This window comes from Micromonospora sp. NPDC048830, assembly GCF_043198215.1.
In the GTDB taxonomy this organism is placed as follows: Bacteria; Actinomycetota; Actinomycetes; order Mycobacteriales; family Micromonosporaceae; genus Micromonospora.
Genome location: NZ_JBICUP010000001.1, coordinates 364,182 through 389,158, shown reverse-complemented (window position 1 = coordinate 389,158; position 24,977 = coordinate 364,182). Strand labels below are relative to the sequence as shown.

22 protein-coding genes and 2 pseudogenes are annotated in these 24,977 nt (G+C 74.0%); 14 read left to right on the top strand and 10 right to left on the bottom strand.

All coding sequences use genetic code 11. The features are described 5' to 3' along the window. Positions 1 to 71: 71 nt before the first annotated feature. Positions 72 to 2,270: a carboxypeptidase regulatory-like domain-containing protein gene (locus ACGFIZ_RS01895; protein WP_393414638.1), complete on the top strand. Its 2,199-nt coding sequence runs from the start codon at positions 72 to 74 to the stop codon at positions 2,268 to 2,270. 151 nt (positions 2,271 to 2,421) lie between these two features. Here ACGFIZ_RS01895 and ACGFIZ_RS01890 read toward each other — a convergent pair whose 3' ends face one another. From ACGFIZ_RS01890 to purS, 4 genes are all read right to left on the bottom strand, one after another. Then, the gene (locus ACGFIZ_RS01890) at positions 2,422 to 3,177 is read right to left on the bottom strand and encodes a 2-phosphosulfolactate phosphatase (protein WP_393414636.1); all 756 of its coding nucleotides are present in this window, start codon (positions 3,175 to 3,177) and stop codon (positions 2,422 to 2,424) included. 4 nt (positions 3,178 to 3,181) lie between these two features. Beyond that, positions 3,182 to 6,037, bottom strand: coding sequence for a phosphoribosylformylglycinamidine synthase subunit PurL (purL, locus tag ACGFIZ_RS01885; protein ID WP_393414633.1), 2,856 nt, complete (start codon positions 6,035 to 6,037; stop codon positions 3,182 to 3,184). Between the two features lie 64 nt (positions 6,038 to 6,101). Continuing rightward, positions 6,102 to 6,785, bottom strand: a complete 684-nt coding sequence (gene purQ, locus ACGFIZ_RS01880) for a phosphoribosylformylglycinamidine synthase subunit PurQ (RefSeq protein ID WP_393414630.1) — start codon at positions 6,783 to 6,785, stop codon at positions 6,102 to 6,104. Continuing rightward, on the bottom strand, positions 6,782 to 7,045 hold the full coding sequence (purS, locus tag ACGFIZ_RS01875) for a phosphoribosylformylglycinamidine synthase subunit PurS (RefSeq protein WP_347669839.1): 264 nt from the start codon (positions 7,043 to 7,045) through the stop codon (positions 6,782 to 6,784). Before purS ends, purQ begins: the two co-directional genes overlap by 4 nt. Before the next feature lie 368 nt (positions 7,046 to 7,413). Between purS and ACGFIZ_RS01870 the strand changes: the two genes are divergently transcribed. Both ACGFIZ_RS01870 and ACGFIZ_RS01865 read left to right on the top strand, forming a co-directional pair. Further along, entirely contained in the window at positions 7,414 to 8,103 is a 690-nt protein-coding gene (locus tag ACGFIZ_RS01870) for a S1 family peptidase (RefSeq protein ID WP_393414626.1), read from the top strand. Positions 8,104 to 8,166: 63 nt separating this feature from the next. Continuing rightward, positions 8,167 to 8,733 (top strand): annotated as a pseudogene (locus tag ACGFIZ_RS01865) (YbjQ family protein). Positions 8,734 to 8,872: 139 nt separating this feature from the next. Here ACGFIZ_RS01865 and purB read toward each other — a convergent pair. Then, complete coding sequence (gene purB, locus ACGFIZ_RS01860; protein ID WP_393414623.1) at positions 8,873 to 10,297, bottom strand: adenylosuccinate lyase; 1,425 nt, start codon at positions 10,295 to 10,297, stop codon at positions 8,873 to 8,875. A gap of 127 nt (positions 10,298 to 10,424) precedes the next feature. After that, a complete protein-coding gene (locus tag ACGFIZ_RS01855; protein WP_393414620.1) occupies positions 10,425 to 11,018 on the bottom strand; it encodes a hypothetical protein in 594 nt (197 codons plus the stop codon). 128 nt (positions 11,019 to 11,146) lie between these two features. On the opposite strand from ACGFIZ_RS01855, the gene ACGFIZ_RS01850 reads away from it, so the two are divergent. Continuing rightward, complete coding sequence (locus ACGFIZ_RS01850) at positions 11,147 to 11,887, top strand: SDR family NAD(P)-dependent oxidoreductase (RefSeq protein WP_393414617.1); 741 nt, start codon at positions 11,147 to 11,149, stop codon at positions 11,885 to 11,887. A 135-nt stretch (positions 11,888 to 12,022) separates the two neighbouring features. On the opposite strand, the gene ACGFIZ_RS01845 is transcribed toward ACGFIZ_RS01850, so the two are convergent. The 3 genes from ACGFIZ_RS01845 to ACGFIZ_RS01835 all read right to left on the bottom strand — a co-directional run bounded on the left by ACGFIZ_RS01845 (position 12,023) and on the right by ACGFIZ_RS01835 (position 14,510). Then, the gene (locus ACGFIZ_RS01845) at positions 12,023 to 12,274 is read right to left on the bottom strand and encodes a hypothetical protein (RefSeq protein ID WP_347666268.1); all 252 of its coding nucleotides are present in this window, start codon (positions 12,272 to 12,274) and stop codon (positions 12,023 to 12,025) included. Between the two features lie 29 nt (positions 12,275 to 12,303). Next, positions 12,304 to 13,101 carry a TNT domain-containing protein gene (locus ACGFIZ_RS01840; RefSeq protein ID WP_393414613.1) on the bottom strand — a complete coding sequence of 266 codons (798 nt, stop codon included), beginning with the start codon at positions 13,099 to 13,101 and terminating at the stop codon, positions 12,304 to 12,306. A gap of 116 nt (positions 13,102 to 13,217) precedes the next feature. Further along, positions 13,218 to 14,510, bottom strand: a complete 1,293-nt coding sequence (locus ACGFIZ_RS01835) for an acetyl-CoA C-acetyltransferase (RefSeq protein ID WP_393414611.1) — start codon at positions 14,508 to 14,510, stop codon at positions 13,218 to 13,220. A gap of 56 nt (positions 14,511 to 14,566) precedes the next feature. On the opposite strand from ACGFIZ_RS01835, the gene ACGFIZ_RS01830 reads away from it, so the two are divergent. From ACGFIZ_RS01830 to ACGFIZ_RS01800, 7 genes are all read left to right on the top strand, one after another. Further along, positions 14,567 to 15,925 carry a 3-oxoacyl-ACP reductase gene (locus tag ACGFIZ_RS01830; protein WP_393414608.1) on the top strand — a complete coding sequence of 453 codons (1,359 nt, stop codon included), beginning with the start codon at positions 14,567 to 14,569 and terminating at the stop codon, positions 15,923 to 15,925. Next, a complete protein-coding gene (locus ACGFIZ_RS01825) occupies positions 15,922 to 17,001 on the top strand; it encodes a MaoC/PaaZ C-terminal domain-containing protein (RefSeq protein ID WP_393414605.1) in 1,080 nt (359 codons plus the stop codon). Before ACGFIZ_RS01830 ends, ACGFIZ_RS01825 begins: the two co-directional genes overlap by 4 nt. Positions 17,002 to 17,098: 97 nt before the next feature. Beyond that, positions 17,099 to 17,851, top strand: a complete 753-nt coding sequence (locus tag ACGFIZ_RS01820; protein ID WP_393414602.1) for an NUDIX domain-containing protein — start codon at positions 17,099 to 17,101, stop codon at positions 17,849 to 17,851. Beyond that, complete coding sequence (locus ACGFIZ_RS01815; RefSeq protein ID WP_393414599.1) at positions 17,848 to 18,822, top strand: serine/threonine protein kinase; 975 nt, start codon at positions 17,848 to 17,850, stop codon at positions 18,820 to 18,822. Before ACGFIZ_RS01820 ends, ACGFIZ_RS01815 begins: the two co-directional genes overlap by 4 nt. Before the next feature lie 11 nt (positions 18,823 to 18,833). Continuing rightward, entirely contained in the window at positions 18,834 to 19,793 is a 960-nt protein-coding gene (locus tag ACGFIZ_RS01810; protein WP_393414596.1) for a hypothetical protein, read from the top strand. Next, the gene (locus ACGFIZ_RS01805; protein ID WP_393414593.1) at positions 19,790 to 21,079 is read left to right on the top strand and encodes an adenylosuccinate synthetase; all 1,290 of its coding nucleotides are present in this window, start codon (positions 19,790 to 19,792) and stop codon (positions 21,077 to 21,079) included. The genes ACGFIZ_RS01810 and ACGFIZ_RS01805 overlap by 4 nt, the downstream gene beginning before the upstream one ends. 49 nt (positions 21,080 to 21,128) lie before the next feature. Further along, positions 21,129 to 21,746 (top strand): DedA family protein, encoded by a 618-nt coding sequence (locus ACGFIZ_RS01800; protein ID WP_393414590.1) that lies wholly within the window; start codon positions 21,129 to 21,131, stop codon positions 21,744 to 21,746. A 77-nt stretch (positions 21,747 to 21,823) separates the two neighbouring features. On the opposite strand, the gene ACGFIZ_RS01795 is transcribed toward ACGFIZ_RS01800, so the two are convergent. Next, complete coding sequence (locus ACGFIZ_RS01795) at positions 21,824 to 22,462, bottom strand: TetR/AcrR family transcriptional regulator (RefSeq protein ID WP_393414587.1); 639 nt, start codon at positions 22,460 to 22,462, stop codon at positions 21,824 to 21,826. Between the two features lie 73 nt (positions 22,463 to 22,535). Here ACGFIZ_RS01795 and ACGFIZ_RS01790 point away from each other — a divergent pair, with 73 nt between their 5' ends. The 3 genes and pseudogenes from ACGFIZ_RS01790 (at position 22,536) to ACGFIZ_RS01780 (ending at position 24,965) form a co-directional block, all read left to right on the top strand. Then, the gene (locus ACGFIZ_RS01790; protein ID WP_393414584.1) at positions 22,536 to 22,988 is read left to right on the top strand and encodes an SCP2 sterol-binding domain-containing protein; all 453 of its coding nucleotides are present in this window, start codon (positions 22,536 to 22,538) and stop codon (positions 22,986 to 22,988) included. A gap of 92 nt (positions 22,989 to 23,080) precedes the next feature. After that, positions 23,081 to 23,281, top strand: a pseudogene (locus ACGFIZ_RS01785) (acyl-CoA dehydrogenase); the annotation flags it as partial. Positions 23,282 to 23,402: 121 nt separating this feature from the next. Next, positions 23,403 to 24,965 (top strand): AMP-binding protein, encoded by a 1,563-nt coding sequence (locus ACGFIZ_RS01780; protein WP_393414581.1) that lies wholly within the window; start codon positions 23,403 to 23,405, stop codon positions 24,963 to 24,965. The last annotated feature ends 12 nt before the right edge of the window (positions 24,966 to 24,977 follow it).

The following is a 24,977-nucleotide window of genomic DNA, read 5'->3' as shown; positions in this document are numbered from 1 at the left end:
CGTATTTCGTACCGTGATGATCCCCGGCCCGGCGACCGGCCCGGGGGAGGTCAGACCGGAAGGCGGTGGACGTGTCAACACACCGACGTGCCTGGAAGCAGCGGGCCGGTGTGGTCGTAGCGCTGGTAGCCGGCGCGCTGCTCGCCGTCCCCGCAACACCTGCACTAGCCGTCGCAGATGTCAAGGTGTCGCCCAAGTCCACCACGGTGCAGGCGGGCAACGAGACCTCCGTGAGCGTCACCATCACCCCCGACGGCCCGGTGGAGAGCGCCACCATCAGCCTGACTGGGCTGCCCCAGGGCGTCAGTTGCGTCGGGGGCTGCGGCAGGGTCGTCGTGAACGACCCTCAGGGTGAGACGCAGGAGATCCGGCTGCGGGCCGCCGACAACGCCCCCGGCGTCGACGGGCAACAGGTCACCGTCAACGTCTCCGGCAAGAGCGACAGTTTTTCGTTGACGGTGAAGGCTCAGGCGGCTCCGAGTCCGACGCAGGAGCAGACGGTCAAGTCCGTCTCCGGCAAGGTGGTCGTCGCCGCGAACAGCGACCCCGTGCCGAACGCGACCGTCATGCTCCAGGACAGCACCGGCAAGGTCCTCAACACCACCAGCGACGGCAGCGGCAACTTCCGGTTCTCCGGCAGCAGCAGCAACCCGATCGCCCCGGGCCGGCTCACTCTCGGCGCCGTCAAGGGCGAGGTCCGCGCCACCAAGAGCTTCAACGCCAGCGGCGGGCAGACCGTGACCGGTCAGCGGATCAGCCTCGCGATCCCGGTGCAGGTGACGCCGAGCGCCACCCCCGAGGCGACGGAGGAGGCGCTGCCGACCGACGAGCCCACCGAGGAGCCCACCGACCCGTCGGCCGAGGCCAGCCCGGGGGCCCAGCAGAACGCCGCGGCCGAGGAGGACTCCGGCTTCGGCAACTGGCTGCTGATCCTGCTCGGCGGCCTCTTCGTGGCGGTCGGCGTCGGCACGATGGTGCTGCTCTGGATGAAGCGCCGGGAGAACGGCGACGACGACACCGACGACGGGCCGGCGGGCGCCGCCGCCGGACCGGGCACCGTGCCGCCCGCCCGGGGGGCGTACCACGGAGCGGACGACCAGACCAGGGTGGTCAACCGGGCCGGCATGGGCTCGGACCGGACGATGGTCGCCGGTGCCTCGCTCAGCGACGCGCCGACGATGCTGCACCAGCCTGTCGTCGACGACGTACCGCCGGACCCGTACGGCGCACCGCCGCCCTCGTACGGCCCCGGCGGCCAGCAGGGCTGGGCCGGCGGCGGCTACGGCGACGAGCCACAGGGCCAGGGCGGTTACGGCGCGGCAGGCACCTACGGCAACTCGCCCTCCTCAGGCGGCGCCTACGGCAACGCCCCGGCCTCCGGCGGCGGCTACGGCAGCGGCTCCGCCTCCGGCGGCTACGGCGGCAACGCCCCAGCCTCTGACGGCGGCTACGGCAACGCTCCAGCCTCCGGCGGCGGCTACGGCAACGCGCCCGCCTCGGGCGGCGGCTACGGCAACGCCCCGGCGTCCGGCGGCGGCTACGGCAACGCGCCCGCCTCGGGCGGCGGCTACGGCAACGCCCCGGCGTCCGGCGGCGGCTACGGCAACGCCCCGGCGTCCGGCGGCGGCTACGGCGGCTCGCCGAGCAGCGGCGGCTACGGCGACGCACCCGCCTCCGGCGGTGGTTACGGCAACCGCGACTACGGCGCGCCCGCAGGCAGCTACGGCGGCCAGGGCGGCGGCTACGGCGAGCGCTACGACGAGTCGACCGGCCGCTACACCGGCGAGTCGACCGGCTCGTACACCCCGCCGGCGGCCGACCCGTACCCGACGACCACCTACCAGCCGGAGCAGGAGCCCGGGTACGGCGAGACCCAGCAGTACGGCCGGGGCGGCGACAGCAGCGGTGGCTACGGCGGCGGGTACGGCCGGCAGGGCGGCGGCTACGACGGCGGCACCGGCGGCGGGTACGACTCCGGCCGGCAGGGCTACGACCGCGGCTACGACCAGCAGGGCGGCTACGGCAACGACGGCTACGGCCAGCAGAGTGGCCACGGCCAACAGGGCGGCTACGGCCAGCAGAGCGGCTACGGTCAGGAGCCGCCGCGGCAGCGCGGCAGCTACGACGACCGCGGCTACGGCCAGCAGGACGGGTACGACCAGCAGGCCGGCGGCTACTACGGGGACTCGCCCCAGGGCAGCCGGGGCCGGTCGGACGGCGCGCCGCAGCAGGACCGGGGCGGTCGCCGGCTGGACTGGCTGGACGACTGACGCCCCGTCCGCTCCACCCACCGAACGTGTGAAGAGGTGGCTGCCCGAGCTGATCGGGCAGCCACCCTCTTTCGTTCCGGCGCGGCCCGGAGGCCCGGGAAAAGGCGGTGTTGCACGCCGACCTGACGCTGGTGTGTGCAACCCCAGGGCGTCAGGCGGCGGAGAAGACGCCCTGCCGTAGCAGCGGGACCACCTCGGAGACGCCGACCTGGACCGCGACCTCCACGTCGGCCGGGAAGCCGCCCTCGACGAGTTCCCGGCCGGAGACGCATCCCCGCACGGCCGCCGGCACGTCCGGCGTGCTGGTCAGGACGGCCAGTGCCATCGCCGCCTCGACTGACAGCCCACCCGGTACGCCGGACAGTGCGTCGAGCACGCACGCCGCCCCGAGTTGGTCCTCGACGGAGGGGCGCAGCGACCCGTCCGGCCAGCGTTCGCCGGCCGCGACGACCCCGATCGGCGCGGCCGTCGAGCCGTACCCCTGCTCGCGCAGCCAGCGCCCGACGGCCCGGGCGTTGCGCAGGCAGGCGGCGACCACCGGCAGCCCGGTGGCGCTCGCCGCGGCGCTGATGGCCGAGCCGTTGGGAGACGGCAGGACGAGATCCGCGACGACGGGCGCGGTGCGCAGCGCCGCCGGGGACAGCGACCACGGATGCTCCGGGGTCGTCTGCCGGCGGCCGACGGCGGCGACCGCGCCGACGCGGCGGGCGTACTCAGCCGCCTGCTCGCCCCACGGGAAGGGGTGGACACGCATCCCCCGGGCGACGGCGACCTCGACGGTGGTGGTGAACGAGAGCACGTCCACCACCACCAGGACGGCGCAGACGCGGCCGAGCTCCGCCGCCCCGGTCAGCCCCCAGTCGAAGCGGGCGCCGGAGCCGGGTTGGGCGAAGACGGCCGCGGCCATCGCCTCAGCGCTCGTCGGTCGTCGCCCGCTGTTCCGGGTCACCGGAGTCCGGGGCGCTCGGCCCGGGGCCGGCGTCGGCCCGGGCCGCCTCGTCGCCGTGCCCGGTCACGGCCCCGTCCGGCTCGGCGTCGCCCGCCGACTCGGCGGAAAGGGCCGGCCCTGCGGCCATCTCCGGCCCGGCGGGAACGGACGCCCCCGGCCCGGTGGGAGCCAGCGCCTCCGGCGCGCCGGGAACGGACGCCCCCGACCCGGCGGGAGCCGACAGCTCCGGCTCCGCGTGGACGGCCGGCCCCGAATCGGCCCCGGCCTCCGTCTCGCCGGCCACCGGAGCGGCCGTCGTGGCCTGGGCGGCGTCCCGCGAGCGCGGGGCGGCCTGGGTGGGCTGGCCCACCCCGGCCGGCTCCGACCCGCCGAAGAGCCGGGGCAGCGTGGCGGTGTGCGCAGCGCGCAGCTCGTCCAGGCCGATCCGGAACTGGCCGACCAGCTCCAGGGCGCCGCCGGCCGGGTCGGTCACGCCGATCGGCTCCCACGGCACGCCGCGCTCGGCGCAGAGGGCGGCGAACGCCTTCTCGTGGCCGCGCGGCACCGAGACCAGGGCCCGCCCGGCGGACTCGCTGAACAGGAACACGAACGGCAGCGAGCCGGTGGCGAACTGATCCGGCAGCGCGATCTTCGCGCCAACGCCGCGCCGCAGGCAGGACTCGACCAGGCTCTGCGCGAGACCGCCGTCGGAGAGGTCGTGCGCCGAGCTGAGGTGGCCGACCCGGGCCGCCTCAGCCAGCAGGTCGGCGAGCTGGCGCTCCCGGGCGAGGTCGACCTGCGGCGGGATGCCGCCGAGGTGCTCGTGGGTCACCCAGGCCCACTCCGAGCCGGAGAGCTCCACGTGCGTCTCGCCGAGCAGGAAGAGCTGGTCGTGGTCGCCCGCGGCGCGCGGGACGAAGCCCATCGGCACCCGGTCGGCGACGTTGTCCAGCACGCCCAACACGCCGACCACCGGGGTGGGGTGGATCGCCGCCGGGCCGGTCTGGTTGTAGAAGCTGACGTTGCCACCGGTCACCGGGATGCCCAGCTCCAGGCAGCCGTCCGCCAGGCCGCGCACGGCCTCGGCGAACTGCCACATCACGCCCGGGTCCTCCGGCGAGCCGAAGTTGAGGCAGTTGGTGACGGCGATCGGCTTCGCGCCGGTCACCGCCACGTTCCGGTACGCCTCGGCCAGCGCCAGCTTCGTCCCGTGGTACGGGTCGAGGCGGGCGTACCGGCCGTTGCCGTCGACAGACAGGGCGACGCCGAGGCCGGTGCGCTCGTCGATCCGGATCACGCCGGAGTCCTCCGGCTGGGCGAGCACGGTGTTGCCCAGCACGTACCGGTCGTACTGCTCGGTGACCCAGGTCTTGTCCGCCAGGTTCGGCGACGCGATCATGCGCAGCACGGTCTCGCGCAGCGCCTCCGGGGTGGTCGGCCGGGGCAGCGTCTCCGCCCGGTCGGCCTGGAGCAGGATCAGGTCGGCCGGCTCACGCATCGGCCGGGCGTAGACCGGGCCGTCGTCGACCAGCGAGCCCGGCGGGACGTCCACCACGGGCTGGTCGCGCCAGGTGACCAGCAGCCGGCCCGGCTGGCCGTCCGGAGACGGCGCGGTGACCTCGCCGACGGCGGTGGCGAGCACGCCCCACTTCTCGGCGGTCTTGAGCACCGCCTCCAGCTTGTCCGGGGCGACGACCAGCAGCATCCGCTCCTGGGACTCGCTGGCCAGGATCTCGTGCGGCTCCATCGAGGGCTCGCGCAGCGGGACGCGCTCCAGCCAGACCCGCATGCCGGTGCCGGCGGCAGCGGCCGTCTCGGTGAGCGCGCAGGTCAGCCCGGCGCCGCCGAGGTCCTGGATGCCGACGACCAGCTCGGCGTCGTACAGCTCCAGGCACGCCTCGATCAGCAGCTTCTCGGTGAACGGGTCGCCCACCTGCACGGACGGGCGACGCTGCTCGCTGCCCTCGTCGAAGGTGGCGCTGGCCAGCACGGACACGCCGCCGATGCCGTCCCGGCCGGTCTTGGCGCCCATCAGCACCACGACGTTGCCGGGGCCGGCGGCCTCCTTCTTCTGCAGTCGGTCGACCGGCAGCACGCCGAGGCAGAGGGCGTTGACCAGGGGGTTGCCCTGGTAGCAGGGGTCGAAGACGACCTCACCGCCGATGTTGGGCAGGCCGAGGCAGTTGCCGTAGCCGCCGACGCCGGCCACCACGCCGGGCAGCACCCGGGCGGTGTCGGGGTGGTCGGCGGCGCCGAAGCGCAGCGGGTCCATCACCGCGACCGGGCGGGCGCCCATGGCGAGGATGTCCCGGACGATGCCGCCGACGCCGGTCGCCGCGCCCTGGTACGGCTCGACGAAGCTCGGGTGGTTGTGCGACTCGACCTTGAAGGTCACCGCCAGCTCGTCGGAGACCTGGACCACACCGGCGTTCTCCCCGATGCCGGCGAGCAGCCGGTCGCTCGGCGGGGCCTTCTCGCCGAACTGGCGCAGGTGCACCTTGCTCGACTTGTAGGAGCAGTGCTCGCTCCACATGATCGAGTACATGGCCAGCTCGGCCTGGGTGGGACGGCGACCGAGGATGTGCCGGATGCGGTCGTACTCGTCGTCGCGCAGGCCCAGCTCGGCGTACGGCTGGAGCTCGCCGGGGGTGGCCGCGGCGTGCGGCACGGTGTCCAGGGACTGCGTCCAGTCGCCGCCGGCCGGGGCCGGCTTGGCGTACGCGGCGGGGTCGACGGGCCGGGCCGGGTCGACCGGGCCGGTCTGCGGCGCCACGGCGGCCGCGACGGGCTCCGCCGCGCCGGGGATCTCCCGTACCGCCGGATCCGGATGGGTGGTCATGACCTCTCCTCGCTGCGCTCGCCGCCGTCGGGGCGGTGGAGCCGACCGATGGTGCCGCGCACTGTCACGCCGGGGCCCCCACCAGGTGCTTGAGCACCGAGGTGAAGAAGCCGAGGCCGTCCAGGGAGGGGCCGGTGAGCGCCTCCACGGCGTGCTCGGGGTGCGGCATGATGCCGACCACGTTGCCGGCGGAGTTCGTGATCGCGGCGATGTCGCGCTGCGACCCGTTGGGGTTGCCGCCGAGGTAGCGGGCGACGACCCGACCCTCGGCCTCGAGCTGGTCGAGCGTCGCGGCGTCGGCGACGTAGCAGCCCTCGCCGTTCTTGACCGGGATCAGCACCTCCTGGCCGGGCTGGAAGGCGTTCGTCCACGCCGTGCCGACGGACTCGATCCGCAGGACCTGGTCGCGGTTGCGGAAGTGCAGGTGCTGGTTGCGGGTGAGCGCGCCCGGCAGCAGGTGGGCCTCGCAGAGGATCTGGAAGCCGTTGCAGATGCCGAGCACGGGCAGGCCGCCCCGGGCGGCGTCCACCACGGTGTCCATGACCGGGGCGAACCGGGCGATGGCGCCGCAGCGCAGGTAGTCGCCGTACGAGAACCCGCCGGGCAGGACGACGGCGTCCACCCCGTGCAGGCGCGGGTCACCGTGCCAGAGCCGGACCGGCTCGGCGCCGGCGATCCGGACGGCCCGGGCGGCGTCCCCGTCGTCCAGTGAGCCGGGGAACGTCACCACACCGACCCGGGCGGTCACGGCTGGGCGCCCGCGGTCTCGTCGGCCTCGACCACGCGGACGGTGAAGTCCTCGATGACCGGGTTGGCCAGCAGTTTGTCGGCGATCTCCCGGGCCCGGTCCAGGTCCGGTTCGCCGGTGAAATCGATCTCGATACGCCTGCCGATCCGGACGGAGGCGACGTCGCTGACGCCGAGCCGGGGCAGCGCGTTTGCGACGGCCTGGCCCTGCGGATCGAGAATCTCGGGCTTGAGCATGACGTCGACGACGACGCGAGGCACGGGGCACTCCTGACTGTGTACGCAGTTGGGTGCCGACCCACAACGGGCGAGCGCAGCCAGCGTACCTGGCAGATACCGCCTCAGCCGAACCGGCCGGGGGCAGGTCCGCCAATGATCCACATCGTCGGCGGAATGGCGGACCGCACCGCGGCCGAAAGTGTGCGGAACGCGCTCGGAGCAGGGCGTTCGTCACGGCCGGGGACGCCAAATCGTTACATTGCCCAGCTTCTATCACGTTCTTGTCACCGGGATCACCGACGCCTAGTCTCATCGATGCCACTCAATGCACGACCCGTTGGGTGATCCGCACCCCCCCACCGGCTCGACGACCCGGCGATCCCGGGTCCGTGAGGCAAGGAGCACGTCCCATGCGTATCCGTCCCCTGCTCGCCGTGCTCGGCACCGCGTTCGTCGGCGTGCTGGGCGCCGCCAGCGGCGCCGTCGCCGCCCCCGCCGAACCCGTCAGCCCGTACATCATCGGCGGGAGCTACGTCTCGTCCGCGCCCTGGGCCGCCGCCGTCTTCAGCAACGGCTCGTTCACCTGCTCCGGCAGCGTGATCGCCTCGTCGTGGGTGCTCACCGCCCGGCACTGCATCAACGGCAGCATGTCCGTCCGGGTCGGCAGCGTCTACTACGCCTCGGGCGGCACCACCCGTACCGTCAGCGCCACCTACACCCGCTACGACCTGGCGCTGATGCGGCTCTCCAGCCCGGTGACCACCTCCGTCGTCTCGCTGGCCAGCAGCAACCCGCCGATCGGCTCCACCAACTCGATCTACGGCTGGGGCAGGACCTGCTACAGCGGCTGCTCCGCGTCCAGCCAGCTCAAGACCGCCACCGTCCAGGTGACCAGCAACAGCGCCACCGACGCGTACGGCGGCCAGGCCATCCGGAGCAGCCGGATCACCGGCAACGCCTGGAGCGGCGACTCGGGCGGCCCGCAGTTCTACAACGGGCGCCAGGTCGGCGTTGCGTCGACCGCCGACGGCGTGAGCATCCAGAACTACGGCAGCGTCGCGTACAACCGGGCCTGGATCACCTCGGTGGCCGGTGTCTGACGGTCCGGCCCTCCGGACCCCCGTCTGGGTGATGTGGGCCGGTTCACGCCGCGTACGGCGCGGATGGTCGGCGGAGCGCCGGCCGTCCGCGCCGACCCGTTTCTCAGCATCCGCTCAGCTGGCGACAGCTGACGAACCGGCGGCCGCCGGTGCGACAGCATCGGAAACGTGCTGGTCGTGACGACGGATCAACTGCCCGGCTACGAGATCCGCCAGATTCTCGGCGAAGTGGTGTCCTCGATGGCCAGGACCCGCAACCCGTACCGCGAGGGGGTGAAGAACCTCCGCGGCGGCGCGTACGACCCGATGGCGCCGGACAACCTCACCCGCTGGCGTACCGACTCGGTGGCCCGGCTCGGCGAGGAGGCCCGGCGCCTCGGCGCGAACGCCGTGGTGGGAATGCGCTTCGACAGCCGCGACTGCGGCGAGATGTGGATGGAGATCTGCGCCTACGGCACGGCGGTCATCGTGGCGCCCAAGGTGCCCGACGTCATGCCTCCGGACCAGCCACTCATCGCGGCGGACACCGCCCAGGAGCCGGCGTTCACGGAGTCCCCCGGCGGCATCGCGGAACCGGCGAGCGCCCCGAACCTGAGCTCCGCCGCGGAGACCCCCACCCGCAAGCCCTGACGCCCCCGCTTGACGCCGTTGATCATGGAGTTGGCGGCAGTTTTCGAGATCCACATCACCGTCAACTCCATGATCGACGGGGCCGGGGCCGGGGCCGGGGCCGGGGCGGAGGCGGGGGCGGGGTGGGGCGGGTGGGCGGTCAGAGGATGGGGGGTGGGGAGTACGCCGCCGCGTCCGGGTGGCTCGTGACCACGTCGGCGATGCGCTTCGTCACCGCGTCGACCTGGGCCGCGGCCGCGCCGACGAACGCGCCCTGGTCGGCGACCAGGGCGTCGATCTCGTCCCTGGTGAGGCCGAGCCGGGGGTCGGCGGCGAGGCGGTCGAAGAGGTCGTTCTCGGCGGCGCCCCGCTCGCGCATGTCCAGCGCCACCGCGACCGCGTGCTCCTTGATCGCCTCGTGTGCGACCTCCCGGCCGACGCCCCGGCGCACGGCCGCGACCAGGATCTTCGTGGTGGCGAGGAAGGGCAGGAAGCGCTCCAGCTCCCGGTTGATCACCGCCGGGTACGCCCCGAACTCGTCCAGCACCGTGAGGAACGTCTGGAACAGCCCGTCGGCGGCGAAGAACGCGTCCGGCAGGGCCACCCGGCGGACCACCGAGCAGGAGACGTCCCCCTCGTTCCACTGGTCCCCGGCCAGCTCGCCGACCATCGACAGGTAGCCCCGGATGATCACCGCGAACCCGTTCACCCGCTCGCTGGACCGGGTGTTCATCTTGTGCGGCATCGCGCTGGAGCCCACCTGGCCGGGCTTGAACCCCTCGGTGACCAGTTCCTGGCCGACCATCAACCGGATCGTGGTGGCCAGCGACGACGGCGCGGCGGCGACCTGGGCCAGCGCGGCGAGGACGTCGAAGTCGAGTGAGCGGGGGTAGACCTGCCCGACGCTGTCCAGCACCCGGCGGACGCCGAGGTGCTCGGCGACCCGGCGCTCCAGCTCGGCGACCCTGCCGGCGTCGCCGTCGAACAGGTCGAGTTGGTCGGCCGCCGTGCCGACCGGGCCCTTGATCCCGCGCAGGGGGTACCGGTCGATCAGGTCCTGCAGCCGCTCGTACGCGATCAGCAGCTCCTCGGCGGCGGAGGCGAAACGCTTGCCCAGCGTCGTGGCCTGCGCGGCGACGTTGTGCGAGCGACCCGTCATCACCAGGCCGGAGTGCTCCTGGGCGAGCCACGCCAGCCGGGCCAGCGCGGCGACGACCCGGTCCCGGATCAGCTCCAGCGACCGGCGCACCTGGAGCTGCTCGACGTTCTCGGTGAGGTCGCGGGAGGTCATCCCCTTGTGCACGTGCTCGTGCCCGGCGAGCGCGCTGAACTCCTCGATCCGGGCCTTCACGTCGTGCCGGGTGACCCGCTCGCGCTCGGCGATCGAGGCCAGGTCGACGTCGTCGAGCACCCGCTCGTACGCCTCGACCACGCCGTCGGGCACCGCGACGCCCAGGTCCCGCTGGGCGCGGAGGACGGCGAGCCAGAGCCGCCGCTCCATCCGTACCTTCTCCTCGGGCGACCAGAGGGCGACCAACTCGGGTGAGGCGTAGCGGTGGGCGAGCACGTTCGGGATCGTCGTCACGCAGCTCATTCTCCCGTACGCACCGGTCACGGCCTCAGCCAGCCCAGAGTTGATCCACCCCGTGTCGGCGCCATGGCGGTATCAGCCCTGCGCGGTAGCCGCCATGTCGGCGACGTGGCGGCCCGGCTCAGACCCCGGCCACGTCGTGCACGGTCGCGCTCACCACGAGCGTCTTCGTCCGCTTGCCGTACGCGTTGCGCACGGTCAGCAGGTACGTGTGCTTCTGCACGTCGCCCTCCGAGCCCGAGCAGGGGAAGTTCAGGGTCTCGCTGCCGGCGGCCGGATAGTTGTCGCCGTACACGCCCGGGCCGTCGACGGAGAGGGCGACAGAGTCGACGTGGCGGGACCTCCACTCCAGCACGACCGGGGTCCCGGCGACGGGGTTGGCGCTGGTCCCGGCCGGGCAGGAGGGCTTCCGCGCGACCCGGAAGTACTCGATGGTCGGGCCGGCCGGCTTCGGGGTGCTCGTCGTCGAGGTCGTACCGGACTGCCCGCCGCTGCTGCCGCTCCCGGCACCCGTCGAGCCGGAGCCCGTCGAGCCGGAGCCCGTCGAGCCGGAGCCGGTCGCCCCGCTGCCGGCGTAGCCGGAGCCCTTGGCCGCCGACGTCTTCGCGCCGGACGTCCTGCTTTTCCTGCCGCTGCCGCTGGACGCGCAACCGCTGACCGCCAGCACGGCGACCAAGGCGACGACCGTGGTACGGAGCAGGGCTTGACGGCGCATTCCGACTCCTCGCGAGTGCCGCCGCCGGCGTTGTCCGGACGGGCGGCGTCCACGGTAGAGACGGTCGGCAACCCGATGGATAGGGTGATCATTTTGCTGAGTCGACCGACCGACGGGAATGGGAAAGAGTGTCCAGACTTACCGGCAAGGTTGCCCTGGTGACCGGTGGGAGCCGCGGTATCGGCGCCGCCGTCGTACGCCGCCTGGCGAAGGACGGGGCGCACGTCGCGTTCACCTACCGCGCGGCGGAGGACGAGGCAAAGGCAGTCGTCGCCGACGTCGAGTCGTACGGGCGCACCGGCCTGGCGATCCGGGCCGACAGCACCGACGCGACGGCGCTGGTCGGGGCGGTCGACCAGGCCGCCGCCGAGCTGGGGCGCCTGGACATCCTGGTCAACAGCGCCGGGGTGTTCTCGGCCGGGCCGATCGAGCAGGTCAGCCTGGACGACCTCGACCGGGCCATCGCCGTGCACGTGCGCGCGGTGTTCGTGGCGACTCAGGCGGCGGTACGCCACCTGCGCGACGGCGGACGGATCGTCAACATCGGCAGCAGCTACGCCAGCCGCGTCACGGACCTCGGGGTGAGCGTCTACGCCATGACCAAGACCGCGGTCAACGGCCTGACCAAGGCGCTCGCCCGCGAGCTCGGCCCGCGCGGCATCACGGTCAACGTGATCCTCCCCGGCTCCACCGACACCGACATGAACCCGGCGGACGGCGCGTTCGCGGACGCGCAGCGGGCGCACATCGCGCTCGGCCGGTACGGCAGGCCGGAGGACGTGGCGGCGACGGTCAGCCACCTGGCGGGCGAGGACGGCCGGCACATCACCGGCGCGTCGATCGCCGTGGACGGCGGCTCCACCGCCTGACTCACCCGCCCACCCCTCGACGATCATGGGGTTGGCGGCGGTGGATCGGACATTTCGCCCCATCAACCTCATGATCATCAACGCGTGCGACGCGGGCGCGCGGAACGAACGGCCAGTGAACGCCCGGCTGCCAGGTCAGGACGGGGCCGGGCGGCCGGTCAGGGCGGTCCAGAGTCCGTCGGCGGCGGCCTCCTCGGAGTCGAAGACCTGGCGGACGTCGTGCACGCCGCGCTCGTACAGGCCGATCTCCCAGCGCCCGCCCGGCGAGTGGCGCAGGAACCAGAAGTCGGGTGGGACCGGCACGTGCTCGTGGACGTCCTCGATCTCGAATGCGTCCGGCGACAGCCCCGCCGCCAGCAGCGCCCCGCGCACCTCGTACCGGTCCACACCCGACCTCCCGTCCGACTCCGTCCCACCTACTGCAGCAGGTTCTCCTCGACCAGGTACCCGTTCTGCAGCAGCCAGGTGACGGTCAGGCTGCCGCCGGCCTGCGGCAGGTACGCGGGGTTGAGGTGGAACTGGGTGCCCTGCCCGGGCTGGGCGAACCACGGCGCGATCGGGCCGGAGTCGACCGTGAACGGCTGGAGCACGCAGTACACGTGGTAGTTGGCCAGCGGGGCGTTCTCCGGGGTGTTCAGGCTCTGCGGGGGCAGCGCCCGGGAGCTGAACGGCGTACCGAGCGGGGAGAGGAACGCACCGCCGGGGAAGCCGAAGCGGTCGAGGCGGTAGCCGGCGAGCAGCGTCTGGGCCTGCGTGATGGGCCTGCCGTCCGGGGCGATGACGAAGCCGCTGGCGGGCGGGAAGACGTAGGCGGTCTGGGTGCTGTTCATGTACTGCTGGCTGAACTGCGCCTCGCTGAGCGCGCCGAAGCGCTGGTAGCCGGCGAGCAGCGGCCCGACCGGCGACGCGGTGGGCAGCACCGCCGGGCCGAGCAGCGGGTTGCTGCTCAGGAACGAGGTGGTCGGCGGCGCGTTCGGCGGGGTGCCGGGCCGGCAGAGGCCGTTCGCCGTCTGGTCCGACGTCCCGCCGCCCGGGGGCCGGGTGGCGGTCGGCTCGAGCAGCCCGCCGCCGCGCCCGCCGCCGGGCTGGCCGGAGCGGTCGGCGGCGAGCGCGGCGGCCTGGCCGGTGACGGTCGGCGCGCCGGGAACGGCGGTGGGAACCAGGGCCAGGGCCGCACCGGAGAGCGCGGCCAGCAGCCAACGTTGCAGTTTCATGAGGAACCTCCCGAAGAGAGATGAATCGTCCTCATCCTCGGGGCATTCCGGGGTTAATGTGAGCGCTTATCCGATTTGCTGCCGGAACAGGGGAACGGTCCGGTTGCGCCAGGGCCTCAGCGCTCCAGGATCGCCGTCACGCCCTGCCCGCCGGCCGCGCAGATGGAGATCAGCCCCCGCCCACCGCCCTTCTCGGCCAGCAGCTTGGCCAGGGTCGCGACGATCCGGCCGCCGGTGGCCGCGAACGGGTGCCCGGCCGCCAGCGACGAGCCGTTCACGTTGATCCGCTTTCGGTCGATCGCGCCGAGCGGGGCGTCCAGGCCGAGCCGGTCCTTGCAGAACTCCGGCGACTCCCAGGCGGCCAGCGTGGCCAGCACCTGCGCGGCGAACGCCTCGTGGATCTCGTAGAAGTCGAAGTCCTGGAGCGTCAGCCCGGCCCGGGCCAGCATCCGGGGCACCGCGTACGCGGGGGCCATCAGCAGGCCCTCGTCGCCGTGCACGAAGTCGACGGCCGCCGTCTCGCACCAGGTGAGGAAGGCCAGCACGGGGAGGTTGTGCTCGGCCGCCCACTCCTCGGAGGCGAGCAGCACCGTGGACGCCCCGTCGGTCAGCGGCGAGGAGTTGCCGGCGGTCATGGTGGCGCGGTCGGCGTCCGGACCCCTGTGGCCGAAGACCGGCCTCAGTGCACCCAGCTTCTCCAGGCTGGTGTCCGGACGCAGGTTCTGGTCGCGGGTCAGCCCCAGGTACGGGGTCACCAGGTCGTCGAAGAAGCCCCGGTCGTACGCGGCGGCGAGCCGCTGGTGGGAGCGCAGCGCCAGCTCGTCCTGGCTCTGCCGGTCGACGTTCCAGCGCAGCGCGGTGCGGGCGGCGTGCTCGCCCATGGACAGCCCGGTACGCGGTTCGGCGTTGCGCGGGATCTCCGGCCGGAACGGCTGCGACGGGCGCAGCCTCGTCGCCGCTTTCAGCCGCCCCGCGAGGGTGCGCGCGGAGTTGATCCGGAGCAGGGCGCGGCGCATGTCCTCGTTGATCGCCAGCGGCGCGTCGGAGGTGGTGTCGACGCCGCCGGCGATGCCCACGTCGAGCTGACCGAGGGCGATCTTGTTGGCGACCAGGATGGCCGCCTCCAGTCCCGTGCCGCACGCCTGCTGGATGTCGTACGCCGGGGTGTGCGGGTCGAGCTTCGAGCCGAGCACCACCTCGCGGGCCAGGTTGAAGTCCCGGGAGTGCTTGAGCACCGCGCCGGCGACCACCTCGCCGACCCGCTGCCCGGCCAGCCCGAAGCGGGCGACGAGCCCGTCCAGCGCCGCGCCGAGCATGTCCGCGTTGGACGCGCCGGCGTACCGGGAGTTGGACCGGGCGAAGGGGATGCGGTTGCCGCCGATGACCGCGACCCGCCGGATGCTCTGCACGATCCCGCCTCCACATCAGGACTTGCCCACAACCTACTGGCCAGTAGGCTACGCCTATGACCGACAGGTACGCGAGCTTCGTCCGATCGGGGGCCGGCCGCGCGCTGGTCAAGCGCCTCGGGCTGCCCGACCCCCCACGCCTGCGCCGCCACACCCCGGGCGAACCGCTGGTCACCGGGCCGGTGCTGCTCGGCTCGGCCGACGGCGGCCGGCTCGCGGAGCCGGTCACCAGGATTCTCACCTTCGCCGGGGTCGAGCTGCGCGATCCGGCCGCCGCCACCGACACCACCTCCCGGTACGCCGCCCTGGTGTACGACGCCAGCGGCGTCACCGACTCCACCGGCCTGCGCCAGCTCTACGACTTCTTCCACCCGCAGGCCCGCTCGGTGCTGCCCAGCGGTCGGGTGATCGTGCTCGGCACCCCGCCGGAGGAGTGCGCCACGCCCCGCGCGGCCACCGCCCAGCGGGCCTTGGAGGGGCTCACCCGCAGCATCGGCAAGGAGTTCGGCCGGGGCGTCACCGCCCAACTCGTCTACGTCACCCCGAACGCCGACGCCGGCACGACGACCGGCCTGGAGGCCACGCTGCGCTTCCTGCTGTCCGGCCGGTCCGCGTACGTCTCGGGGCAGGTGATCCGGGTCGGCGCCGGCGCAGCCGAGCCGCCGGCCGACTGGGACCGCCCGCTGGACGGGCAGGTCGTCCTGGTCACCGGGGCGGCCCGGGGCATCGGGGCGGCGCTGGCCCGGGTGCTCGCCCGCGACGGCGCCCGGGTGGTGGCGCTGGACGTCCCCGCCGCCGGGGACGCGCTGGCCGCCGTGGCGAACGAGATCGCCGGCACCGCCGTGCAGCTCGACCTGACCGCCCCGGACGCCCCGACGCGGCTCGCCGACCACCTGGCGGGCCGGCACGGCCGGGTCGACGCGGTGGTGCACAACGCCGGCATCACCCGGGACAAGACCCTCGGCCGGATGGACGCCGACCGGTGGGACTCCGTCCTCGACGTCAACCTGTCCAGTCAGGAGCGGATCAACGACCTGCTGCTGGAGCGCGGGCTGATCCCGCCCGGCGGGCGGATCGTCTCGGTCTCCTCGATCGCCGGGATCGCCGGCAACCGGGGCCAGACCAACTACGCCACGTCCAAGGCCGGCGTGATCGGCCTGGTGCAGTCGCTGGCCCCGGTGCTGCGCGAGCGCGGGATCAGCGTCAACGCGGTCGCGCCGGGCTTCATCGAGACCCGGCTGACCGCCCGCATGCCGCTGATGCTGCGCGAGGCGGGCCGCCGGATGAACAGCATGGCGCAGGGCGGCCTGCCGGTGGACGTCGGCGAGACCATCGGCTGGCTGGCGTGGCCGGCCAGCGCCGCGGTCAGCGGCAACATCGTCCGGGTGTGCGGCCAGAGTCTGCTGGGGGCATGATGGGCAGGGAAGAGGACGCCGACGAGCTGTCGGTGCACGAGCTGATCGAGGGGCCGACCGAGATCCTGTCGGCGCGGGACCTGGCCGCCGCCCGGGCCGCCCGGCCGGACCCGTACGACCTGGCGACCGCGGGCACCCAGGACCTGTCCAGCTACGCCGAGGACGCGACCCGGGAGGCTCGCGACGCCGAGGCGGCGGGGACGGGCGCGCCGGCCGGCCGGACGGTCGTGGAGCTGCCCCGGCTGCCGGCCACCGGCCCGCTCTACCGTCAGGCCGTGCTCGGGGCGCTACCCGGGGCCGGCCGCCGCCGCGCCGCCGCGCCGCCCGAGGTGGAGCTGGCCGTCGCCGGGGTGACCGTCGACCGGGTCCACCTGGCCGACTACGACCGGGTCTGCGGGTTCCGGCTCGTCGACCGGCTGCCGGCGACGTATCCGTACGTCATGGGCTTTCCACTGATGCTGCGCCTCATGGCGGCCCCGGAGTTCCCGATGCCGCTGGTCGGCCTGGTGCACCTGGCCAACCGGATCAGGGTGCACCGGCCGATCGACGCCGGCGAGACGCTGGGCTTCCGCGCGTACGCGGAGAACCTGCGCCCGCACGACCGGGGCCGGCAGGTCGACGTGGTGCTGGTCGCGTCGGTCGGCGGCGAGGAGGTCTGGCGAAGCGTCTCGACGTGCCTCGGGAAGGAGCGCGGGGCGGGCGGCGGTGGGCGGCGCGACCCGGGCGAACGGCCCCCGGCGCCGGCCGCGTCGGCGCTGTGGCGGCCGACCCCCCGGGTCGGCAGGGACTACGCCCGGGTCTCCGGCGACCACAACCCGATCCACACGTCCCGGCTCGGCGCGCGACTGTTCGGCTTCCCGCGCCCGATCGCGCACGGGATGTGGAGCAAGGCCCGTTGCCTGGCCGCGCTGGAGAGCCGGCTACCGGACGCGTACACGGTGGAGGTGGCGTTCAAGCTGCCGGTGCCGCTGCCGTCCACGGTGGCGTTCAACGCCCGCCAGGCGGGCACGATGTGGGAGTTCGCGCTGCACCACGCGCGGGCGGGCCGCCCGCACCTGGCGGGCGTCGTGAGCTGAGACACGGAGGGCTTGGCGTTCACTCCTTCGTGCGCTAAGTTGTTCTCACATCGAGTTCTTCTCGAACTGAGAGTGATGCCGAAGTGGGAGTGACGCCGTGAACGAGCAGGACTTCCTGGCCGCGTACGACCCCCGGGACTACCCGGCCGTCGCCGTCACCGTGGACGTGGTCGCGCTGACCATCCGCGAGGGCGCGCTGCACCTGCTGCTCGTCCGCCGGGCCGAGCCGCCGTACGCGGGGCACTGGGCGCTGCCCGGCGGCTTCGTCCGCTCCGACGAGGACCTGGCCGCCGCCGCCCGCCGCGAGCTGGCCGAGGAGACCGGGCTCGGCGGCGAGCGGCTGCGCCGCGTCCACCTGGAGCAGCTCGCCAGCTACGGCGCGCCGGACCGGGACCCCCGGATGCGGATCGTCTCGGTCGCCCACCTGGCGTTCGCCCCCGACCTGCCCGACGCGACCGCCGGCAGCGACGCCGACGAGGCGGCCTGGCTGCCGGTGACCGCGCTGAGCAGCCGCCAGCTCGCCTTCGACCACGGCCGGATCATCGACGACGGGCTGGAGCGGGCCCGCTCCAAGCTGGAGTACACGCCGCTGGCCACCCGCTTCCTCGACCCGGAGTTCACCGTCACCGAGCTGCGCGAGGTCTACGAGACGGTCTGGGGACACCCGCTGCACGCGGGCAACTTCCACCGCAAGGTGCTCTCCGTGCCGGGCTTCGTCGAGAGCACCGGCGCCAGCACCGAGCGCGGCGGGGCGCGCGGCGGCCCCCGCGCCAAGCTCTACCGCGCCGGCGACGCCCGGCTGCTGCACCCGGCGCTGCTGCGCCCCGCCCGCGAGGAGACGGTGCGGTGAGGACCGACGAGGCGATCCGCCTGGTCGCGACGGCCCGCACCGACGCCGACCTGTTCGGCACCGACGCGCCGGCCCGCCGCTACCGCGAGCTGGTCGCGGCGCTGCACCCGGACCGGCTGGGCGCGGCCGACGAGCGGGTACGCGCCGACGCCACCGACGCGTTCGTCCGGGTCACGACCCGCTGGCGCGCCGGCCGCACGATCGTGCTCGGCGGCTACCGCCTCGGCGATCTCCGGTACGCCGGCGACCTGGCCGACCTGTACGACGCGGGCGCCGACCGGCTGCTCAAGCTGCCCCGCGACCCGGCCGACAACGACCTGCTGGCCCGCGAGGCGCATGCGCTGCGCACGATCGAGGAGCGGGGCGACCCGCGGCACCTGCCGTACGTGCCCCGGCTCGTGGACTCGTTCCGGCACCGGGACGCGGCGACCGGCGCGGAGCGGCGGATCAACGTGCTGGCCAGCGTCCCCGGCCTGCGCAGCCTCGACGAGGTGCGCCGGGCGTACCCGGCCGGGTTGGACGCCCGCGACGCGGCCTGGATGTGGCGGCGGCTGCTGGTGGCGCTCGGCCTGGCCCACCGGGCCGGCGTGGTGCACGGCGCGGTGCTGCCCCGGCACGTCCTGATCGAGCCGGACGCGCACGGCGTGGTGCTCGTCGACTGGTGCCTCTCGGCGGTAGACGGCGGCACCGTGCCAGCGCTGGTGCCCGGCCACGAGGACTGGTACCCGCCGGAAGTCGCCGCGCGGCGGCCCTGCGGCCCCGGCACCGACCTCGCCATGGCCGCCCGCTGCATGACGTGGCTGATGGCCGACCGGGCCCCGCGCGAGCTGCGCGCCTTCGCCGACGGCTGCGCGCAGCCGACCCTCGCGGCCCGGCCCGACGACGCCTGGCGGCTGCTCGGCGAACTCGACGAGGTGCTGGAGCGGCTGTACGGGCCGCGCACCTTCCGACCCTTCACCCTCAACCCCTAAAGGAGGCTGCCATGGGCAGCGGAATCTGGTCCACCGACGTGTACGACGCCGCCGACCGCTACCGCCGGGCCACCGGCGCCAGCGCCTTCTCCTACAGCGACAGCGGCGCCCGCAAGGTGCACCCCGCGCTCGACCCGCGCGGCGCCGTACGCGAGAGCCGCGACTCGGACGAGCACCCGCAGTCGCTGGCGATCGCCGTGCTCTTCGACGTGACCGGCTCGATGGGCAACGTGCCGCGCGTGCTCCAGACCAAGCTGCCGCAGCTGCTCGGGCTGCTGCTGCGGCAGGGCTACGCCCGCGACCCGCAGATCATGTTCGGGGCGATCGGCGACGCCACCTGCGACCGGGTGCCGTTGCAGGTCGGGCAGTTCGAGTCGGACAACCGCATGGACGACGACCTCGGCCGGATCGTGCTGGAGGGCGGCGGTGGCGGCCAGATGACGGAGTCGTACGAGCTGGCGCTGTACTACATGGCCCGGCACACCGTGACGGACTGCTGGGAGAAGCGGGGCCGGCGCGGCTACCTGTTCGTCATCGGCGACGAGCTGGCCTACCCCCGGGCGAAGGCCCGCGAGGTGGCCCGCCTGATCGGCGACGATCTGCGCGAGGACGTGCCGCTGCGGCAGGTCGTGGACGAGGTGACCCGGCGCTGGGACACGTACTACCTGCTCCCGGCCGGCAGCGCGTACGCGGGCAGCCGGAAGGTGCTGGACTTCTGGCGGGGCCTGCTCGGGCAGAACGCCGTCGAGCTCGACGACCTGGACGCGGTCTGCGAGACCATCGCGCTCACCATCGGCCTCGGCGAGCAGGCCATCGACCTGGACGAGGGGCTGCGGGACCTGCGCCGGGCCGGGTCGGCGGCCACGGGCACGGTGTCGAAGGCGCTGGCCCGGCTGGGCGGCGGCCGGCGCACCGACGTCTCGCCGCTGCCCGCGCCGGGGACCAGGCGGGGAGGGGTCACGCGGCTGTGAACCACACCATCGTGGTCGACCTCGGCTACGGCGACGCCGGCAAGGGCACCGTCGTGGACTGGCTCTGCGCGACCCGGCCGGTCCACACGGTGGTCCGCTTCAACGGGGGCGCGCAGGCGGCACACAACGTCGTCCTGCCCGACGGGCGGCACCACACGTTCGCGCAGTTCGGGGCGGGGACGTTCCGCCCCGGGGTGCGTACCCACCTGTCGCGGCACGTGGTGGTGGACCCGCTGGCGTTGGCCGCCGAGGCCGACCACCTCGCCGCGGTGGGGGTGCCGGACGCGCTCGACCGGCTCACGGTCGACGGGGAGGCGCTGCTGGCGACGCCGTACCACCGGGCCGCCAACCGGGCCCGGGAGATCGCCCGGGGGGCCGACCGGCACGGCTCCTGCGGGCTGGGGGTGGGCGAGGCGGTCGCGTACGGCCTCGCCCACCCCGACGAGGCGCCCCGGGTGGCCGACTGCCGCACCCCGGCGCTGCTGCGCCGCCGGCTGGCCGCGCTGCGGGACCGGCTCACCGCCGAACTCGGCCCGCTGGACGCGCCCCCGGTCGAGGACTGCCTGCCCGCGTTCACCGGGTTCGCCGGGCGGGTGGCGATCGTCGACCGGGCGTACCTGGCCGGGGTGCTGCGCGCCGGGACCTGCGTGTTCGAGGGCGCGCAGGGGGTGCTCCTCGACGAGTGGCACGGCTTCCACCCGTACACGACGTGGAGCACGACGACCTTCGCCAACGCCGACGGCCTGCTCGCCGAGGCGGGCCTGGCGGGCGAGGCGCGGCGGCTGGGCGTACTGCGGGTCGTGACCACCCGGCACGGCCCGGGCCCGCTGGTCACCGAGGACCCGACGCTGCCGCTGGCCGACCCGCGCAACCCGACCAACCCCTGGCAGGGCCGGTTCCGGTTCGGCCACTTCGACGCGGTCTCCCACCGGTACGCCCTCGACGTGGCCGGCGGGGTCGACGGCCTGGCGCTGACCCACCTGGACCTGGCCGGCCCGGCGCGATCCGCGGGCGGCCGGGCCCATCGGCATCCGCGACTGCGGCTGTGCCGCCGCTACGACACCATCGACCGGCTGGAGCCTGGCCCGCCGGGTGACCTGGACCGGCAGGCCGCGCTCACCGCCCGCCTGCTGCGCGCCCGCCCCGTCTACGACGACGACGCGCCGGCCGACTGGCCCGCCGCCGTGGAGGAGGCGCTGGGGGCTCGGGTGGAGCTTCTTTCCCACTCGCCCACCGCCGAGGGCAAGGCGGTAAGGAAGGGCACCTTGTTAACGCCTTTTGTATAGGAAATAGGAAGGGCCCCTTCCTAACACGCTGCCCGTCGAGCATGGGGACATGCAGCCGGTGCTCGACGTGCTCCACGGCACGATCACCTCGCCGTGGGTCTATCTGGTGATCTTCGTGGTAACCGCGGTGGACGCCGTCTTCCCGGCGGTGCCCGGCGAGACCGTGGTGATCACCGCCGGGGTGTTCGCGGCGGGCGGGCACCCGGCACTGGCCCTGGTGATCGTCGTGGCGGTGCTCGGCGCGCTGGCGGGCGACCACTGCTCGTACGGCATCGGCCGGCGCGGGGGCGCGCAGCGGCTCGCGCGGCTGCCCGCGGCCAGCCGCCGCCGGGCCGGTTCGGAGTGGGCCCGCCGAGCGGTGGGCCGGCACGGCGGGCTCATCCTGACCACCGCGCGGTATGTCCCCGGCGGGCGGACGGCCGTCACCCTCACCATGGGGGCGGTCCGCTACCCGTTGCTCCGCTTCCTGCTCTACGACGTCGTGGCGGCGAGCAGTTGGGCCACCTATTGCGCACTGCTCGGCTACTACGGCGGCCTGGCCTTCGAGCGGGACCCGGTCAAGGGACTCCTGGCCGGCATCGGCCTCGCGCTGCTGGTCACCCTGCTCGTGGAGGCGGTACGTCGGCTGCGCCGCCGCGCCCACCGGCGTGCCGCCGCCGGGCGCTGACGAGGGCGCTGGCCTCATGCGGCGGGTGTTGACAAGGGACCCCTGCTCTACCGAATGCGTCAACAAGGGGCCCTTCCTTACCCCTGGGGCGGGCGCCAGGTGACGCCGCGGAGAAGCTGGTCCGCGCCCAGCCAGGCGACGTTCATCATCCGGGTGGCGGTCTTCTCCGCGTCGGCGTCCGGGTGGTCGGCGAGCCAGTCGGCCAGCGACTCGCTCGCGCCGACCAGGGCGTACGCGACGACCTCCAGGTCGGTCTCGCCGACCTCGCGCCCCCTGGCGCGCAGCGCGTGGTCGAGCATCCCCGCCACCACCTCGACGAGGCGGGCCCGCATGGCGGCCAGTTCGGCGGCGAACGGTTGCGAGCCCCGGGCCTGCCGGTAGAGCACGGCCCAGCCGTCCCGGTGCGCGCCGACGAAGCCGAAGAACGCGCGGAGCCCGCGCCAGAGCCGCTCGTCGGCGGCCAGGTCGGGGGCGGCCGCCCCGGCGATGGCCTCCGTCATCCGGGTGCCCTCCCGGTGCAGGCAGGCGATGAACAGTTCCTCCTTGGTGCCCAGGTACGCGTACACCATGGGCTTCGAGATGCCGGCAACCTCGGCGATCTCGTCCATGCTGGCCGCGTGGAAGCCACGTCGGGAGAAGACCCGGACGGCCGCGTCGAGCATTTGCTGCTCGCGTACGGCCCGGGGAAGGCGCTTGAAGGTGGGTGTGCCGGACACCTTGCGAGCATACCTACTCGTACGTAAGGTTACGCGAGAGTAACCACAGTCGTCGCCCGGAAGGTACATCCCCATGACTGACTTCGACCCGGCCAACTTCGCCAACGTGGGCCCGAAGGAGTTCGCGCAGCTGGTCAAGTCCACCCCCGACGACAAGATCGCCGAGGTGATGTCCGGCGACCTCCGCGGCAAGATCCTGGACGAGGTCTTCGGCCGGATGCCGTCGCTGTTCCGCGCCGACCGGGCCGGCTCCACCAACGCCGTGATCCACTGGAACATCACCGGCCGCCCCGACGGCGGCACCGACACGTACGAGGTCGCCATCGCCGACGGCGCGTGCACGGTCAACCAGACCCCCCAGCACGACCCGAAGCTGAGCCTCACCATGGGCCCGGTCGAGTTCCTGAAGGTCGTCTCCGGCGGCGGCAACCCCGTCATGATGTTCATGACCGGCAAGCTGAAGGCCAAGGGCGACCTGGGCCTCGCCGCGAACATCGCCAACCTGTTCGACATCCCCAAGGCCTGACATGGCCGAGTTCTCGCTCGACCTGAACGAGGAACAGCGGGACCTACGGGACTGGGTGCACGGCTTCGCCGCCGAGGTCGTGCGCCAGGCCGCCGCCGAGTGGGACGCGCGGGCAGGCCGCGTTCGTCGTACCCCCGGGGACCCCGGGGTTGAGCGCGACCCGGAAGCTGCGCAAGCTGGGCCTGCGGGCCTCGCACACGGCGGACGTCTTCCTCGACGGCGTGCGGGTGCCGGGGCGCTGCCTGCTCGGCGAGCGGGAGGCCCTGCTGGAACGGCTCGACCGGGCCCGCTCCGACCCCGCCCGACACCTGCCAACCCGGCGGCGGCCCGGCCGGCGATGCACGATGGAGGAGGCGCCCGGCGAAAGAGTCCCCGGATGGGGGCCCTCCGTTCAGCAGCGAAGGAGGCCCGCGGATGGAACTACCCTTCACCGTCGCCACGCTGACCCGGCGCGGGCTGCTCGCCCCGGGCGGCCCGATCCGGGTCGTCTCCCAGCTCAACGCGCTGCGCAGGTGGGGCTGGAGCCTCGCGGGCGAACTGCGCCAGGCCGTGGCCCGGGACCCGGGCCGCGCCGCCCTCGTCGACGAGAGCGGCGCCGCGCTGACGTACCGGGAGCTGCTCGACCGGGCGGAACGGCTGGCGCGGTCCCTGCGCGGCGGCCTCGGCGTCCAGGCCGGGGACCGGGTCGGCCTGCTCTGCCGCAACCACCACGGCCTGGTCGAGGCCATGGTGGCCAGCACCCTGCTCGGCGCGGACGCCGTGCTGGTCAACACCGGGCTCTCCGCCGCGCAGCTCGCCACCGTCGCCGACGAGCAGTCGCTGCGGGTGCTGGTGCACGACGACGAGTTCGCCGAACGCGTCCCCGGGCTCCCCGCCGAGGTGCAGCGGGTCGACGAGGCCCGGCTGGAGGAACTGGTCGCCGGGGCGCCGCCGGGCGGCCTCCAGCCGCCGCCGCGCGACGGCAGGACGATCGTCCTGACGTCCGGCACCACCGGCGCGCCCAAGGGGGCACGCCGCCCCACGCCAAGCGGCTTCGGCCCGCTGGTGTCCATCGTCGACCGCATCCCGCTGCACGTCCGGGACACCGTGCTGATCGCCGCGCCGCTGTTCCACACCTGGGGGTACGCCGCCCTCCAGGTCTGCCTCGCCCTGCGGGCGACCATCGTGCTGCACCGCCGCTTCGACCCCGCCGCGACGCTGGACGCGCTGCTGGCGCGGCGCTGCGACGCGATGTTCGCCGTACCGGTGATGCTGCAACGGCTGCTGGAGATGCCGGTGCCGGACCCGCGGCCGCCGCTGAAGGTGGTCGCGGTGAGCGGGTCGGCGCTGCCCGGCGGGCTCGCCACGAGATTCATGGACGCGTACGGCGACGTCCTGTTCAACCTGTACGGCTCGACCGAGGTCTCCTGGGCGTCGATCGCGACCCCGGACGACCTGCGCGCCGCCCCCACCGCCGCCGGCCGGCCGCCGCACGGCACCCGGCTGCGCGTCCTCGACGACGAGGGCCGGCCGGTGACCCCCGGCCGGGTCGGCCGGATCTTCGTCGGCAACGAGATGCTGTTCGAGGGCTACACCTCGGGCGCCGGGCGCGAGTCGCACAACGGGCTGCTGGACACCGGGGACCTCGGCCGGCTCAACCCCGACGGGCTGCTCTTCGTCGACGGCCGGGCCGACGACATGATCGTCTCCGGTGGGGAGAACGTCTTCCCGTCCGAGGTGGAGGACCTGATCTCCCGGCTGCCCCAGGTCCGGGAGGCCGCCGTGATCGGCGTACCGGACGCGGAGTACGGCCAGCGGCTCGCCGCGTTCCTCGCCCTGCACCCCGGCGAGACCCTCGACCCGGAGGCGGTCCGCGAGTACGTCCGCCACTACCTGGCCCGCTTCTCGGTGCCCCGGGACGTGGTCTTCGTCAGGTACCTCCCCCGCAACGCCACGGGCAAGGTGCTGGCGCGCGAGCTGCGCCGCTACTACGGCTGACGGGGTTCACCC